Genomic DNA, 13,448 nt, shown 5'->3' with positions numbered 1-13,448 from the left:
TGGTTAGGCGGACGGTATATATAGTGTTTGTCGCACTGTATATACACGCTGTGCTCTTTTGTTTTATTGTATTTGTGAGAACTTTACATGTGTAAACATAACATAAACACTAATAAAAATCTATATTTGTAATTACAGTATTTCCTTCATTTTTCGTAACGTTAATACCTTCTATAAACATATTCATAAATTGTTTTTTTTCTGAAGAAGTTAAAAAGGACCAGTTATTCTTGATGTTTGTAACAACTTCTTTTATAACGTTAGAGTCTATTTCTTCAGTTTTATTATTATTCAAAGTATGCAGTTTTTGTTTTATTTCTTCGAGCATGGGTTTTGTTTCATTCATTCGATTAGTAAATTCTTCATCTGTCATTAAATCATTTGACCATGCTTTTTGAAACTTCTCTCTTTGTCTCTCGATTTTTGTTAATTGTTTTTTTAAGATATCAGATTCATCATCTTCCACTTTATATTTGGGCACTTTGTTTATTTCGAAATTATGGATATAATTCAATAAAGCTTTTTCTACTTTTCTTTCACTAGTAGCGAAAGGCTTATTTTTTTTGTTTAAAGCGCAAGATTGGCAACGATATTGATTGCATTCTATATGCTGATCGTCTTTTTTTCTATAATATCTAGAACGTTCACAAGTTAAACGATTACCGCAGTTAGGACAGATCAGTTTCATTTGATAAATAAAAATTGAACTTGTTTGACGTTTTTTTATATTTTGTCTGCTTGATAAGATTTTTTGTAACTTCATAAATCTATCTTTAGTAATAATCCCTTTATGTGCACCTTCTATTATTTCACCAGACCATTTAATTGCTCCGTAAATAGCTGGATTTGAAAGAATATCCAATATGGTACGTATATGCCATTTATAACCTCTAATAGGCTGTACATAGCTATCCAGATGTGTAGCAAGTTGTCTAATTGAATATCCTTCCTCGACTTTTTTAACCATGTCTAAAACAACTTTACTTTCGTTTTCGTTTATCACAAGCTTGTCATGCTGATCTTTATCGAATCCAAACGGCGCCTTTGCTGAATATTTGCCTTGTCGAGCTTTTTCTATTTGTCCCATTCGTACACGTTCACCTAAATTTTCTCTTTCCCATTGTGCTAAAGCCGCAACAATTGTGATAAACATTCTGCCCATCGCTGTAGAAGTATCATATACTTCTGTTGCTGATTTGAATGAACAATTATATTTATCAAATGTATCTAGTAACTTGTATAAATCCATTACAGAACGCGTTAAACGATCTAAACGATAAACAAGTACAGTAGTAATTAACCCTTGTTTGATATGATCTAACATCAGGTTTAATTGTGGACGATTTGTATCTTTAGCAGATATACCTTCATCTACATAAAATTTAAAACTATTCCAATCTTGTGCTATACAATATGCTTTTAATTTTTCTCTTTGAGCAGAAATAGAAAATCCATCTCTAACTTGTTCTTCTGTTGAAACGCGAATGTATATACCAACTGTCATTTTATTATTTCTCCTTTCAAAAAGAGGGCAGCTATATTTGCCGCCCATTAAATCTTTAGCGCTAAGGATTTAAAGTATTTGTGCATTAGTCTAATGACACTATATACATTACTACTTTACCGTGTATTGTTATATTCGTAGCTTCTTCATAAGAAATAGTGTAATCAAAAAAACGATTGTCATATGAATCCGGTCGGAATATCAACCTTTTATTTTCTTTGTCATTGAAGAAACGTTTTACAGAATAATCGCAGCCGTTACTGAAAACAACTATATCATTGTCATAAAGCTCTTCTAAATTTATTTCTTTTACAGCAATTAAAGAAGAATGAGGGATGACTTTATTCATTGAATCGCCATTCACACGAGTTATAAAAATATCTTCTCTACCTGCCCATTTCCCCATTAATGAATCAGGAATTCGTATAGTATCTAAATCCATTTCTGTCATTCCCTCAATTTCTAAAGGTAAACCAGCTGAAATTGAAGTAGGAATATAAGTATAATCAGATTCATTTATTAAAGAAACAGATTGATTATTAGGCTTATACATCTCATTTGTAGGTGGGAACAAATCGTTAATTGATATATCTAATGCTTTCGCTATTGCGAATAATACATCTTGTTCTGGTTCGTTTGTTCCATTTTCATAGGATGAAATCGTATTATGTTTTTTTCCTATTCGTAAACCTAATTCTTTTTGAGTCATTTTCTTTAGCTTTCTAAAGTTTTTGATTTGTAAACCAACATATTTAGAAATATCTTGTTTCATGAAATTTCACCTCCTTACGGATTCTATTATATCATATTTCATGAAGTTTTAAACTAAAAAATTCACGAAATATGAAAAAAAACAATAAACTTCATAAAAAATGAAATTTATTGTTGAATTATGTTAATTCTTCATGTATTATGAAGTTGTTGAAAGTGAGGTGAACAACTTTGCAAAATAAGTTAGTGGCGTTACGCATGTTTAACAGATTAACGCAAAAGGATATGGCTGATTTAATAGGAGTCGATACAAGAACATATGTTAATAAAGAACATGGAATTACCCAGTTTAAAGCAAATGAAATGTTCTTAATTGCTCAGAAGTTTGGAAAAAGCATTGAAGAAATTTTTTTACCAACAAACTTCACGTTTCATGAAGTTGTGAGGGGAGAGAGTTTGATTAATGGGACGCACAATATGGGATAACCCACCAAGTGAAGAAACTCAACTGAAAATGGCTGAGTTTTTTATGAGAACTTCAGTTCCTCGTATTTTAGCAGCTCGTAAGGATGAAAAAAAGAAAGAAGAGGTGACTACTCATGAACGGAGTATTATCCGCAAGTAAATTAATGAAAGCATCTGAAATTGTAAAAAGATGTGCAGAAATGAGAAAGAGTCCAGCGTTATTACTTATTACTGAAATCGAAGCAAAGTGTCAATTAAAGAATATGAACCGTAAGGTTTCATCTTGAAGGGAGGTGAGTTAATTGAAGGACGGAAACGATGTATTTACAAATTTAAAGCAAGCTTTTGAAGAAGCTGTTGAATATGCAGTGGTAAATAGTATGAGTGAATGCAACGTAAACGAGATACAACGTTCAGAACTGTTGACGGCAGTAACGAACGAAGCATCTCGGAGATTAAAAGAAAGAAATGTACCTTATCAAGATGGTCTTGCGAATGTAATTACTGGTCGTAGAAAGTATCAAGACTATTAAAGTTTTTTCTGAGTACTTTCATAAAACATTCTAAATGAGTATTCGAAAACTCTCATAAAGCTATCTGATGTAGGATTTGTTTCTAAATATTTCCGAATGCTTTCATAGTCTTTTGTATTTGGGAAATTATCATCCAATTCCACATCGACTGCTATGTCGCCGATAGGTAAATCTACACCTTTGAATTTTAATAACCATTTTTTATAAGTTAGCAAAAGTATCACCTCCTATGAAGGATTATACCAGAATAATAGATTGGAGAGAGTTAATTGAAGGAAGTAACAGTAATTTTTAAATCAGGTGCAACAGCAAGTTTTACAGTTGAGGAATTCAACACGTTTAAAAATGGATTTGGTGCTTTAGAAAAAATTGAATATAAAAATCCAATAGGTAAGGCGCCAGTTTTTCTTGATCCTGATAATTTAGATGCAATCCTTGTGGAAGAACAAAAAGAAAATAACAAGTCAGTTGTTAAGCAAGACGATCATCCGATTGAGGATGTAACTGGTGAAGAAATTTTAAGTGGTGAAACATACTTTGTATTCAATAATGATATTGTTCTTGAGCATAACTTAAAAAATATTTAATTATGAAACACAATGTGAAATGCTTTCAAGCACAATAAAAAAACCACCTGCGCCAACAGGTGATTTAGGAAAACAAAATTCAAAGTCATTATAGCATGAATTGATTTCATGTAAAGGAGGACAAGCATGAAGAACGGTAAGAAGCCAACCAGACGTGAAAAGGCTCATATTCAGTCCTACAAATTAAATCCGGAACATTGGTTAATTTTTAAGAAGGTAAACGAGGAATTGCACCTTGTGCATCGTTTTACTGGTGCGACTCGTATAATTCTAAATTCATAGATTAGGAGGGTTAAAAATGAACGACAAACCAATTGACGAATTAGTCGCGGAAAAGGTTATGGGGTGGGTTAAACCACCTGAAACATCAATTCTTAAATCAATGTGGGTAGAAACACCGATAGGTGCTGTTCATCCACAATTACCTAAGTTTAGTACAAATATTGAGGATGCTTGGTTAGTAGTTGGAGCGTTACAAGAAAAAAACAATTGGAATTTTGAACTGAAACGAAGAAGAGATGGAAAATGCTTTGCTACTTTCATTCAGCTTCATAGCATTCATGACAATCCACAAAAGGAACCTATTGAATGGTGGGATAAAGCTAATACAGCCCCAATGGCAATATGCATAGCAGCCTTAAAAGCTGTAGGGGAGGAATGGCAGTAATGGATATTAAAGAAGTTGCTAAAGCTGTACAAGCTATACGAGAAGCACAAAATGAACATGGAATTATTAGGGTTGATGGAAAGGAAGTACATCTAAAAAATGAAGTATTGGAATCATTGTTAGATGAATCTCAGATTAAGCCATTAATACTAAAACGTGAATCCAAGTATTATCCTTATGAAGTTTCCTTTATTAATGACCATGTAACCTATTTCTCTCTTTACACTCAAGAAAGAATGGAAGAGAAAATTGGAGGGATACCAAATGCTCGAAAATTCAATGGTAATCGGGAACCGTCAGGACTCCTCATTCAATAACGTGATGGATCATTGTCAAAGTTGCGGTAAAGAAATCTATTTTGGGGAAGAGTACCGGGATATTGATGGTGATTATATACACGATGAAATAGATTGCATCAAACAATATGTAGATTCGCATTCCACAAAGAAAGTAGCGGGTGAGTAAAATGAATGCTGCTATTGAAGAATTAGAAAAGACATTAGACGTGGAGCAAAAAAGGCTAAACGATTATAAACGAAATTTAGAGAGATTAATAGAAAAGAAACCAATCGTTGAACAAAATATCCAAGATACTGAGAGTAAGATTCAGGACATTGAAGCTTCAATTTTTGTTCTGAAAAATATGGTGAAGGAGTGAATTAATTGGAAATCACAAATGCTTCTAGCATTACAACGGATAACTCAACGTATTTGATATATGGGAATCCAGGAATGCGTAAAACATCCACAGCAAATTACTTAGAAGGTAATACACTTTATATTCCAATCGATAAAACGCAAGCACCATTAGCAGGTAATTCAAAAATTGATATTGTTCAATTCGATACTTATGAAGCTTGGACAAATTGGAATGAACTTATGAAAGATTTATCTACAACTGATTTATCAAAATACGATACGATTTTTTTCGATAATATTTCAGAGTTAACTAGATCCATGCTTGCAAACTTAGGTCGAGAAGGGAATAACAATCGTGTTCCTTCGCAAGCAAACTATCAGCAGATTGATTTTTTCATAATAGATAGTGTTCGATTTATCCAAACATTAGGGAAGCGTGTAATATTTACAGCATGGGAAACCACTGATAAATGGGAATTACCTAGTGGGCAAGCTGTTAATCGGGCTTATCCTGATATTCGAATCAAGATTTTAAACAATTTTATGGGCTTATGCCAAGTGGTTGCGAAGTCAATTATCAATGAAGAAACAAAAAATTATGGGTTTATTTTAGAGCCTTCACCTTACACGTTTGCAAAGAATCAACTGGATAAACGTAAGGCTTGTGCTCATGAAGATATTTTTAAAATTGGTTATGTGCCAGAAAAACAGTGATATGAATGAGTAAAAGAATCGACCCGCCAGGGACAAGAAGAGGAATGCGACTTTATAGAATTTGGTGCAATATGAAATCTCGTTGCTACAACGAAAATATACCTAACTTTAAGAATTATGGTGGTAGAGGAATTGCTGTTTGTAACGAATGGCGAAATGATTTTACATCATTTTTAAATTGGTCGTTAGAAAATGGTTATAAAAATGATTTACTTATTGACCGCATAGACAACAACGGAAACTATGAACCAACTAACTGCCGTTGGACCACAAGAAAGCAACAAAATTTAAATAGAAGAAACAACAGACTTGTGACGATTGACGGTGTAACAAGAAGTTTTTCGGAATGGGCAGATGACTTTGGAATAAGTCGTAGCACAGCTTTATGTCGTGTACAAGCTGGAAAAACAGAGCAAGAAGCATTAATAACACCAGTAATAAAAAATTAAAAACCAAAAGGAGAAATGACAAGATGAGCTTTTTTAAATTCGATGAAGAAAATGCAAGTGTAGGTTTTGAATTAGTAGAGGAAGGAAAATATGAAGCTGTTATTGTCAATGCTGTAGCAGGTAAAACACAAAATGGTAAAGATAAATTAACAGTAGATTTCGAGATTCGAAGTGATGTACCTCAAAAACATCAAGGAGCAAAAGTGCTTTATAACATGTTTACATTCGAACATGAGGTTTCTGTACGAATTGTTAACTCACTATTGAAAGCATGTGGCTTCGCTAATAACCATGTCTTTACTTCAGCAGACGATATGGCCAAACAACTTATCAATAGAAATTTAAAAATTACTGTAAAACATGAAGAATATGAAAAGGTTGTTGATGGCCAAAAACAAAAACGTACTGCTGCAAAAGCAAAATACTATGATGTATCCGATGTAAGTCCAGTAACAGCAGCTGAGCCATTTGTTGTTGGGGATGATGATTTACCATTCTAAATAACTTAATAGAGAGGTTGGTTTTGCCGACTTCTCTTTTTTATACCCTAAAACAGTGAATGAGGTGGAAATATGGAGCTGACTGGAAAAGAAATAAAGGAAATCCGTTTATCTTTAGGACTTACTTTAGAAGCGTTCGGAGAAAAAATTGATGGTGCTAACAAATCAATTGTCTCAAAGTGGGAACGCGACGAAACAAAACCGAGTCCACGTAGGTTGAAAATCATTAATGAAATGTATAGAGATTCAGAGGTTAATAAATTACAAAATGAAAATCAAAAGCTTCGTGAAGCGCTCGAAAGAGCTTGTAATTCATTAGGTGCAGATATTGATGATTATTTACAAGAATAAAAAATAAACGGAGGGCACAATGAAAGAAAATCCATACAATTTTAATGAAATCCCTACTGAGTTAAAAGCCCTTCCGCAATGGATCTTATGGCGTAAGGAAAAAAGAAACGGCAAACCAACAAAAGTTCCATATCAAGTCACTGGTGAAATGGCCCAGGCGAATAATAGACGAACTTGGTCAACATTTGCAACAGCTGTCAAATTCTATTTAGAAGGTGACTATGACGGAATCGGTTTTGTATTTAGTAGGCAGGATAACTACATTGGAATCGATATTGATAAGTGTGTTGTTGACGGAAAAATAAACACTTTTGCAACAGAAATTATTGATACATTAGACAGTTATACAGAGTTTTCACCGTCTGGGAAAGGGATCCACATCATTATCAAAGGGAACCTTCCACAATCTGTTTTAGGAACTGGCCGCAAAAATGCTAAACATGGATTAGAGATTTATTCATACGGCCGTTATTTTAGTTTCACTGGGCACCGTGAAAACTCTAATGATGTTTATGAGCGTACAGATGAACTAGCTGAGGTGTTCGAAAAATATTTTGATGATAGTGATATTGAGGGACGTGTAAACCTAGCAGAATTTGAAAAGGACGAAATTAAAATTTCAAATGAAGCCTTGTGGGAAAGAATGTTTCGAAGTAAGAACGGTGATGAGATTCGTTCATTATTCAATGGAAACTTAATTAATGATGACCATTCAGCAAGCGATTTAGCTTTATGTAATCATCTAGCATTCTGGACCGGAAAGTCAGCAACTCGAATGGATTCCATGTTTCGTGAATCAAGTCTTATGCGTGATAAATGGGACGTTATCCATTTTAGAGATACAAATGAAACATATGGCGAGAGAACAATAGCAACTGCTATTTCATCTACTTCCACAACTATTTTAGATAACAAGGAACAATTCGAAGAATTTTCTTTTGATTTCCTTAATGAAGAGGCATCAGAAGTTGTGGAAGAAAAGCCGAAAAAGAAATTCCGTTTAACTGAACTCGGAAATGCGGAACGTATCGCATATGAATATGGCCATGTAATCAAATATGTTAGTGACATTGGTTGGTTTATATGGGACGGAAAGCGATGGAAGTTGGACACGAAAAAAGAAATTGAACGAATAACAGCAAAGGTACTTCGCAGTCTCTATAAATCAGAAGATGAATCTGAAATGAAATGGGCCCGTATGTGTGAGCGGAGAAATATTCGAATGAATAGCATCAAGGACCTTATGCCATTGGTTCCAGCAGAACGTGAGGACTTTGATAGACATAAATATTTGTTCAATGTAGAAAACGGTATTGTTGACTTGAAAACAGGAAAGCTGCAGCCGCATGATCGAAACTTACATTTAACAAAAATCACTAATATTGAGTTTGATGAAAATGCGAAATGTCCAGAATGGCTGAAGTTCTTAAATCAAATTTTCCAAGGTGATCAAGAGTTGGTTGAGTACATGCAACGATTGATTGGTTATTCCTTAACAGGAGAAATTACAGAACAAATAATGGTTTTTCTAATCGGTGGAGGTTCCAATGGAAAATCAACCTTTATTAATACGATTAAGGATCTTATGGGGGAATACGGTAAACAAGCTAAATCAGATACTTTTATCAAAAAGAAAGAGACTGGAGCCAATAACGATATTGCTAGATTAGTTGGATCGCGCTTTGTATCAGCCATTGAGAGTGAAGAGGGTGAACAACTCTCAGAAGCTTTTGTAAAGCAAATAACGGGTGGTGAGCCGGTGTTGGCCCGTTTCCTTAGACAAGAGTATTTCGAATTTATACCAGAGTTCAAAGTATTCTTTACTACAAACCATAAGCCTGTAATTAAAGGTGTCGATGAAGGGATTTGGAGACGTATACGATTAGTACCATTCAATCTGCAACTTCCAAAAGAAAAACGAGATAAGAAGTTACCAGAAAAATTAAGCTTGGAAATGCCAGGGATTCTGAATTGGGCGATTGAGGGTTGCTTGAAGTGGCAGAAGTCGGGACTAAATGATCCAGCGATTGTTATGAAAGCAACCGGTGATTACAAAGAAGAAATGGATATTCTCGGACCGTTTATGTTTGAATGTTGTTTTAAAAGACAAGATGTTCAAATTGAAGCAAAAGAATTATATGAAGTTTATTCCAATTGGTGTTTCAGAAATGGTGAGCATCAATTAAAAAATCGAGCATTTTACCGAATTTTAGAATCCCAGGGATTCAAGAGAGAACGAGGTAATAGAAATAAGTATTTCATCAAAGGTGTTACTTTAATAGAGCGAAAAAATACTTTTAAGCAGCAAAAGTTACTGAATTTAGATGAAAATAGCGAAAATGTTACTAAAAGTAACACATTTAAAATTACTTAAAACCCTTATGCATCAAGGGTTCAAGGCACTTCTTATACCTTTTTTGTTACTTTTGTTACTGTCTCCGTCATTTATAAAAAAATAAAAAATAAAATATATATATTATTAGGGGATACAAATGACTCAAAAGGTAACATCAGTAACACGAAATCCTTTAATCCCTTGGTGCTGTAAGGCTCATGGCGTGTTACTAAATGAAAAATAAGAGTAATTTAGGGTGTTTTTTAGTTAAAAAACGGTCATTTAAGTAACACGTTTAGTATCAGAGGTGGATTATTATGGAAAGATTTGTAGAAGAAAATATTAAGCGAGATATTAAAAGTTTTGAGCTATCGGACGATTTATATAATCGTTATTTAAAATATTGCAACAAATATAACTTAAATCCTATTAGCCGTAATAGTTTCGGACATCAATTAAGTCTAAAACGAGTTGGAGTGCGTTATAAATCAAAAAACAAGCCTGCTAGATGGGGAGTGAAACTACTTCCATGCAAGTATTAAAAATACTTAGTGAAATTTGGAAATCTGGTGCAAATATCTATCTCGATCCGAGCGATGGTCGAATTGCGATAAAAAGACAAAATTTAATTCCAGCGGAAGTTATGCAAGCTGCGGAACAAAACTATCAAGCTATTGATGAGTGGTTTAAATCGTGGAAGGATGCCAGCAACGAGAAAATCACAATCCTAAAAATTTTTTATCAGTTTTCTGATTGGAAACATAATCAAAAATTATATGAATGGTTACGTGCTGATGAAGATTCATTACAAATGTTCTATGACTGGACTATTGTACTTGCTAAGAACGGTTGGACAGACATGTATGAGGATTATCGACCATTTGAAAATGATGAATCAAATGCAATGGCAAGAAAGATATATGAACGTGCGGTTTTATATGCAAGGAAAGGAACATGAAAATGAGGGAGATTAAGTTTAGAGCATGGGTTTTAAAAGATGAGGCATTAGATGGATTGATGGAGAACATGATGGAATACGATGTCGAATCATTTCATGACCCACTATATGAATATAAACAAGGAAATATCATCCTAATGCAATACACAGGCTTAAAAGACAAGAACGGTAAGGAAATTTATGAAGGGGATATCGTCAGTCGTCATGAAGGCGGGATTCATTTTCAAGAAGAACCACTTGCTGAACATGTTGTTAAATGGGGCAACTTCGGATGGTTACCTTTTGAAATTGGGGAAGGTTATCAAAAGTGTGTATACGGTGAAATTTATGAGTTTATAGTCATTGGAAACATCTACGAAAACCCAGAATTACTGGAGGAATCAGAATGATTCGTTTTCATTACACAGATAAAGAAATAACTAACATTCTTAAAACACTCACAATCGTTATCGATACTCGTGAAAACGTAAATGACCATATCCGTGATTACTTACATCAAAAGGGTGTACCAATAAAAAATCAAAAATTAGATACGGGTGATTACGGCTGCATGATTCCCAAAAATGAGGAACTTGGAATACCGCGGGATATTTATTTGGATAGCCGAGTAGAACGAAAAGCCCATATGGATGAAATTACAGGTAATCTACAAAAAGATACGCAAACAGCGTTTGAAAATGAATTGATTCGTTCGAAGGACATTCCATTCACTTTAATTGTGGAGGATCTACACGGATACGAAAAAATGATTCAAGGTAAATATCGTTCAAAATATAATCCATTAGCATTGCTTGGTAGACTCAATACTTTTAAAGCAAGATATGGTTTTGAAATCGTATATTTAGATAAAAAATTCAGTGGTAATTGGATATACCATCATTTCTATTATCAAGCAAAACATTATCTAAAAACAGGGATGTTTTAAGGTGGTATTTATGATTAAGAAAAATTTAACAGAAGAGCAACAAAAGGATTTTTATAAATTCCAGCTGATAGAAATGGGATACTTCAAAACACCAGAAGGATTACAGCTTTATGAATTATCTTTAGAACAGCTGAAAGAAATTTATAAAGAGTTAAAAGCATAAATAAAAAATGTCGAAAGGTGTCGAATTAATATGGCATATTCTCGTGAAGAGCAAGAAACTACATTGGTTTTTGACTATAGCACAGGTGAGTGGAATGTTTACTCTACTGTTCCAAAGCACATTCGAAAACTAGCAAATTTATGCGAATTACAAACTTTAGAAGAAGAGGACGGAAGACCAATAGCGGTTAAAGGTGTTCTTCAAGAGAAACAAGTAACAATGAAGAATTTACGAGTTATGACAGAAGAGCAAAGACGAAAAGCTGCTGAAAGACTTTCTAAGGCTAGAAATGCACTGAAATAAAAGGAAAACTTTAGTTCGAATATCAATCTAATATAAAAGGAGTCGGATACCATGACAAAGGTAAAATTGAACGTTTTATTTAAGAAAATGCAAAAGGATGATAAAAAGGAAGTTTTGATGTTCCATGTATTGAGTGATGAACTTCCACATGCTGATGAGTTGCTGAAAATGCCAGGTACTATTGTTCATCTAACTGTGGAGAAAAGTGAAGTTGAACCAATTGGTGCTGAATTTGCTTCTATCCAACGTGATAGTAAAAAAACTGCTCTGAAATTCAATGTAAAAGGTGATACGAAAGATAAAATCAATAAACTGTATCCATTCGCTGGTGAAAATGTTTCTATCATTCTTGAACCTTCACAAATGTCTATTGATGAATTTTATGAAGAACAACATGAAGGAATGGAATACAACGTTAATTCAGATGGGACAACGGAAATTGTTCCTGGTCAATTAAAACTTGTTGATGGTGAAACTGTTGCGGAATAAATACTTGTCCTGGGCTGCGGCTCAGGATATCACTTATTAATTAAAAAGGAGCGAGTTTGTAATGACTAATGAAGTAGTAGATCTAAGCGAATTATTCAAAATGCAAAAGGTACTTGATGATGATATTAAAGCAAAACATAAAGAAAACTATGCACGCTATGACATGATGTTTAATAAAGTTTACGCACTCAAGAATGAAGTTAACGAGGCTTGGAATGTCACAAATGCTTTCAAAATGTGGTCAACAAAGTTTGAACAGCCAAAAGATTCTTTTTTAGAAGAAATGATTGATATTCTTCACTTCTGGTTATCTATTGCAATGGACTTTAAGTTAGAACGTGAATTAAAAATAGTTGAAATCACAGAAAGTAAGATTCATAAATTCAATAATGCCTTCTTGCACATGGACAAGAAAGTCAATCATTTAATAGGAAAAGTAAAGTACAAAGATAAAATCGGGGCTAAACGTTCGTTGTTATGGATTATGGACTTATTCTATAAAATCATTGAATTTGCTGGGTACACATGGGATGACGTGGTTCGAATGTATAAAGAAAAGAATGAAGAAAACTTTAAACGATTAGCAAGCGGATATTAATAATCCTTGAATTGTGGAGGGTATTAAATGAGTGATAAAAAATGGATTGCACTTGTTTGGACAATGTGGCTACTGTCAATGAGTTCAATGTGGTGGTTCGAATGAAGAAAGAGGATTTTGCAGTCATAGCGATAGCGTGGTTTCTTATCACGCTCGCTATGTATCTTTTGAAATTTGGATTAGGAGTGGATTTGTAAAGGAAATACAATTTGAGTTTTGTATGAAAAGGAGAATTGTAGATGTTTATCAGATTGTTTTTAAGTAATAATTCAACGTTTGATTTCATAACAGACAAATATGTAACGGTAGAAGGATTCGCTGAAGATTTGGCTATGTCACAAACATTCGATAAAAATGGTCACGGATTTTATAAATATGGAGAATACCTTGATTTTAGTGGGATGTTTATTAAGCGTAATGATATTGTAGCGTTTAAACAAATGCCTGAATAACAACGTTATTGTATTACAATTTGAATTTTGTACAAAAAAAGGTGGATTGAGGATGGCTAAAACAGAGATTACTGTCGAGATGGAACGACAAATATATAGTGCAAC

The 13,448-nt window shown here is 33.6% G+C and carries 24 protein-coding genes and 1 pseudogene; 22 read left to right on the top strand and 3 right to left on the bottom strand.

Annotation, left to right across the window (positions count from 1 at the left end; genetic code table 11):
• Positions 1–109: 109 nt before the first annotated feature.
• Positions 110–1,504: a recombinase family protein gene (locus MR056_RS21005; protein ID WP_242136687.1), complete on the bottom strand. Its 1,395-nt coding sequence runs from the start codon at positions 1,502–1,504 to the stop codon at positions 110–112.
• 85 nt (positions 1,505–1,589) lie between these two features.
• Positions 1,590–2,276 carry a helix-turn-helix domain-containing protein gene (locus MR056_RS21000; protein WP_242136686.1) on the bottom strand — a complete coding sequence of 229 codons (687 nt, stop codon included), beginning with the start codon at positions 2,274–2,276 and terminating at the stop codon, positions 1,590–1,592.
• Between the two features lie 170 nt (positions 2,277–2,446).
• Between MR056_RS21000 and MR056_RS20995 the strand changes: the two genes are divergently transcribed.
• The 3 genes from MR056_RS20995 (at position 2,447) to MR056_RS20985 (ending at position 3,213) form a co-directional block, all read left to right on the top strand.
• Positions 2,447–2,701 carry a helix-turn-helix transcriptional regulator gene (locus MR056_RS20995; protein WP_242136685.1) on the top strand — a complete coding sequence of 85 codons (255 nt, stop codon included), beginning with the start codon at positions 2,447–2,449 and terminating at the stop codon, positions 2,699–2,701.
• A 113-nt stretch (positions 2,702–2,814) separates the two neighbouring features.
• Positions 2,815–2,967 carry a hypothetical protein gene (locus tag MR056_RS20990; RefSeq protein ID WP_176371971.1) on the top strand — a complete coding sequence of 51 codons (153 nt, stop codon included), beginning with the start codon at positions 2,815–2,817 and terminating at the stop codon, positions 2,965–2,967.
• A gap of 15 nt (positions 2,968–2,982) precedes the next feature.
• Complete coding sequence (locus MR056_RS20985) at positions 2,983–3,213, top strand: hypothetical protein (RefSeq protein WP_242136684.1); 231 nt, start codon at positions 2,983–2,985, stop codon at positions 3,211–3,213.
• Here the strand turns inward: MR056_RS20985 and MR056_RS20980 are convergent.
• The gene (locus MR056_RS20980; protein WP_242136683.1) at positions 3,210–3,437 is read right to left on the bottom strand and encodes a YozE family protein; all 228 of its coding nucleotides are present in this window, start codon (positions 3,435–3,437) and stop codon (positions 3,210–3,212) included. The genes MR056_RS20985 and MR056_RS20980 overlap by 4 nt on opposite strands.
• Positions 3,438–3,482: 45 nt before the next feature.
• Between MR056_RS20980 and MR056_RS20975 the strand changes: the two are divergent.
• From MR056_RS20975 to MR056_RS20880, 19 genes and pseudogenes are all read left to right on the top strand, one after another.
• Positions 3,483–3,838: pseudogene (locus tag MR056_RS20975) on the top strand (hypothetical protein).
• 88 nt (positions 3,839–3,926) lie between these two features.
• Positions 3,927–4,082, top strand: coding sequence for a DUF6906 family protein (locus tag MR056_RS20970; protein ID WP_242136682.1), 156 nt, complete (start codon positions 3,927–3,929; stop codon positions 4,080–4,082).
• Between the two features lie 16 nt (positions 4,083–4,098).
• Positions 4,099–4,467 carry a BC1872 family protein gene (locus tag MR056_RS20965; protein ID WP_242136681.1) on the top strand — a complete coding sequence of 123 codons (369 nt, stop codon included), beginning with the start codon at positions 4,099–4,101 and terminating at the stop codon, positions 4,465–4,467.
• Entirely contained in the window at positions 4,467–4,784 is a 318-nt protein-coding gene (locus MR056_RS20960; protein WP_242136680.1) for a type IV pilus biogenesis protein PilM, read from the top strand. Before MR056_RS20965 ends, MR056_RS20960 begins: the two co-directional genes overlap by 1 nt.
• Before the next feature lie 149 nt (positions 4,785–4,933).
• Positions 4,934–5,125, top strand: coding sequence for a hypothetical protein (locus MR056_RS20950; RefSeq protein WP_098595949.1), 192 nt, complete (start codon positions 4,934–4,936; stop codon positions 5,123–5,125).
• 5 nt (positions 5,126–5,130) lie between these two features.
• Positions 5,131–5,820 (top strand): AAA family ATPase, encoded by a 690-nt coding sequence (locus MR056_RS20945; protein ID WP_242136678.1) that lies wholly within the window; start codon positions 5,131–5,133, stop codon positions 5,818–5,820.
• Between the two features lie 5 nt (positions 5,821–5,825).
• Entirely contained in the window at positions 5,826–6,269 is a 444-nt protein-coding gene (locus tag MR056_RS20940) for a hypothetical protein (protein ID WP_140388466.1), read from the top strand.
• Positions 6,270–6,292: 23 nt separating this feature from the next.
• A complete protein-coding gene (locus MR056_RS20935; protein ID WP_242136677.1) occupies positions 6,293–6,769 on the top strand; it encodes a DUF669 domain-containing protein in 477 nt (158 codons plus the stop codon).
• 72 nt (positions 6,770–6,841) lie between these two features.
• The gene (locus MR056_RS20930) at positions 6,842–7,120 is read left to right on the top strand and encodes a helix-turn-helix domain-containing protein (protein WP_242136676.1); all 279 of its coding nucleotides are present in this window, start codon (positions 6,842–6,844) and stop codon (positions 7,118–7,120) included.
• 19 nt (positions 7,121–7,139) lie between these two features.
• Positions 7,140–9,494, top strand: coding sequence for a phage/plasmid primase, P4 family (locus tag MR056_RS20925; RefSeq protein ID WP_242136675.1), 2,355 nt, complete (start codon positions 7,140–7,142; stop codon positions 9,492–9,494).
• 278 nt (positions 9,495–9,772) lie between these two features.
• Positions 9,773–9,997, top strand: coding sequence for a primase-like DNA-binding domain-containing protein (locus tag MR056_RS20920; RefSeq protein ID WP_087099822.1), 225 nt, complete (start codon positions 9,773–9,775; stop codon positions 9,995–9,997).
• Entirely contained in the window at positions 9,985–10,413 is a 429-nt protein-coding gene (locus tag MR056_RS20915; RefSeq protein ID WP_242136674.1) for a hypothetical protein, read from the top strand. Before MR056_RS20920 ends, MR056_RS20915 begins: the two co-directional genes overlap by 13 nt.
• Positions 10,414–10,415: 2 nt before the next feature.
• Positions 10,416–10,802 (top strand): YopX family protein, encoded by a 387-nt coding sequence (locus MR056_RS20910; RefSeq protein WP_242136673.1) that lies wholly within the window; start codon positions 10,416–10,418, stop codon positions 10,800–10,802.
• A complete protein-coding gene (locus MR056_RS20905) occupies positions 10,799–11,338 on the top strand; it encodes an ERCC4 domain-containing protein (RefSeq protein WP_242136672.1) in 540 nt (179 codons plus the stop codon). Before MR056_RS20910 ends, MR056_RS20905 begins: the two co-directional genes overlap by 4 nt.
• 10 nt (positions 11,339–11,348) lie before the next feature.
• Positions 11,349–11,501, top strand: a complete 153-nt coding sequence (gene fbpA / locus MR056_RS20900; protein WP_242136671.1) for a Fur-regulated basic protein FbpA — start codon at positions 11,349–11,351, stop codon at positions 11,499–11,501.
• 30 nt (positions 11,502–11,531) lie between these two features.
• The gene (locus MR056_RS20895) at positions 11,532–11,804 is read left to right on the top strand and encodes a hypothetical protein (RefSeq protein ID WP_242136670.1); all 273 of its coding nucleotides are present in this window, start codon (positions 11,532–11,534) and stop codon (positions 11,802–11,804) included.
• Positions 11,805–11,855: 51 nt separating this feature from the next.
• Positions 11,856–12,293: a hypothetical protein gene (locus MR056_RS20890; protein ID WP_242136669.1), complete on the top strand. Its 438-nt coding sequence runs from the start codon at positions 11,856–11,858 to the stop codon at positions 12,291–12,293.
• A 61-nt stretch (positions 12,294–12,354) separates the two neighbouring features.
• Entirely contained in the window at positions 12,355–12,891 is a 537-nt protein-coding gene (locus tag MR056_RS20885) for a dUTP diphosphatase (protein ID WP_242136668.1), read from the top strand.
• A gap of 239 nt (positions 12,892–13,130) precedes the next feature.
• The gene (locus MR056_RS20880; RefSeq protein WP_242136667.1) at positions 13,131–13,343 is read left to right on the top strand and encodes a hypothetical protein; all 213 of its coding nucleotides are present in this window, start codon (positions 13,131–13,133) and stop codon (positions 13,341–13,343) included.
• Positions 13,344–13,448 lie beyond the last annotated feature (105 nt).

It is taken from the genome of Bacillus cereus group sp. BfR-BA-01360, from assembly GCF_022663595.1.
Classification (GTDB): domain Bacteria; phylum Bacillota; class Bacilli; order Bacillales; family Bacillaceae_G; genus Bacillus_A; species Bacillus_A cytotoxicus.
The sequence above is the reverse complement of the archived record's forward strand: the minus strand, read 5'-3'. Positions and strand labels throughout refer to the sequence as shown.

Coding starts and splice junctions, on each gene's coding strand:
- MR056_RS21005 (WP_242136687.1), bottom strand. CDS start 1,504: ATGACAGTTGGTATATACATTCGCGTTTCAACAGAAGAACAAGTTAGA.
- MR056_RS21000 (WP_242136686.1), bottom strand. CDS start 2,276: ATGAAACAAGATATTTCTAAATATGTTGGTTTACAAATCAAAAACTTT.
- MR056_RS20990 (WP_176371971.1), top strand. CDS start 2,815: ATGAACGGAGTATTATCCGCAAGTAAATTAATGAAAGCATCTGAAATT.
- MR056_RS20970 (WP_242136682.1), top strand. CDS start 3,927: ATGAAGAACGGTAAGAAGCCAACCAGACGTGAAAAGGCTCATATTCAG.
- MR056_RS20965 (WP_242136681.1), top strand. CDS start 4,099: ATGAACGACAAACCAATTGACGAATTAGTCGCGGAAAAGGTTATGGGG.
- MR056_RS20960 (WP_242136680.1), top strand. CDS start 4,467: ATGGATATTAAAGAAGTTGCTAAAGCTGTACAAGCTATACGAGAAGCA.
- MR056_RS20950 (WP_098595949.1), top strand. CDS start 4,934: ATGAATGCTGCTATTGAAGAATTAGAAAAGACATTAGACGTGGAGCAA.
- MR056_RS20940 (WP_140388466.1), top strand. CDS start 5,826: ATGAGTAAAAGAATCGACCCGCCAGGGACAAGAAGAGGAATGCGACTT.
- MR056_RS20935 (WP_242136677.1), top strand. CDS start 6,293: ATGAGCTTTTTTAAATTCGATGAAGAAAATGCAAGTGTAGGTTTTGAA.
- MR056_RS20930 (WP_242136676.1), top strand. CDS start 6,842: ATGGAGCTGACTGGAAAAGAAATAAAGGAAATCCGTTTATCTTTAGGA.
- MR056_RS20925 (WP_242136675.1), top strand. CDS start 7,140: ATGAAAGAAAATCCATACAATTTTAATGAAATCCCTACTGAGTTAAAA.
- MR056_RS20920 (WP_087099822.1), top strand. CDS start 9,773: ATGGAAAGATTTGTAGAAGAAAATATTAAGCGAGATATTAAAAGTTTT.
- MR056_RS20915 (WP_242136674.1), top strand. CDS start 9,985: ATGCAAGTATTAAAAATACTTAGTGAAATTTGGAAATCTGGTGCAAAT.
- MR056_RS20910 (WP_242136673.1), top strand. CDS start 10,416: ATGAGGGAGATTAAGTTTAGAGCATGGGTTTTAAAAGATGAGGCATTA.
- MR056_RS20905 (WP_242136672.1), top strand. CDS start 10,799: ATGATTCGTTTTCATTACACAGATAAAGAAATAACTAACATTCTTAAA.
- fbpA (WP_242136671.1), top strand. CDS start 11,349: ATGATTAAGAAAAATTTAACAGAAGAGCAACAAAAGGATTTTTATAAA.
- MR056_RS20895 (WP_242136670.1), top strand. CDS start 11,532: ATGGCATATTCTCGTGAAGAGCAAGAAACTACATTGGTTTTTGACTAT.
- MR056_RS20890 (WP_242136669.1), top strand. CDS start 11,856: ATGACAAAGGTAAAATTGAACGTTTTATTTAAGAAAATGCAAAAGGAT.
- MR056_RS20885 (WP_242136668.1), top strand. CDS start 12,355: ATGACTAATGAAGTAGTAGATCTAAGCGAATTATTCAAAATGCAAAAG.
- MR056_RS20880 (WP_242136667.1), top strand. CDS start 13,131: ATGTTTATCAGATTGTTTTTAAGTAATAATTCAACGTTTGATTTCATA.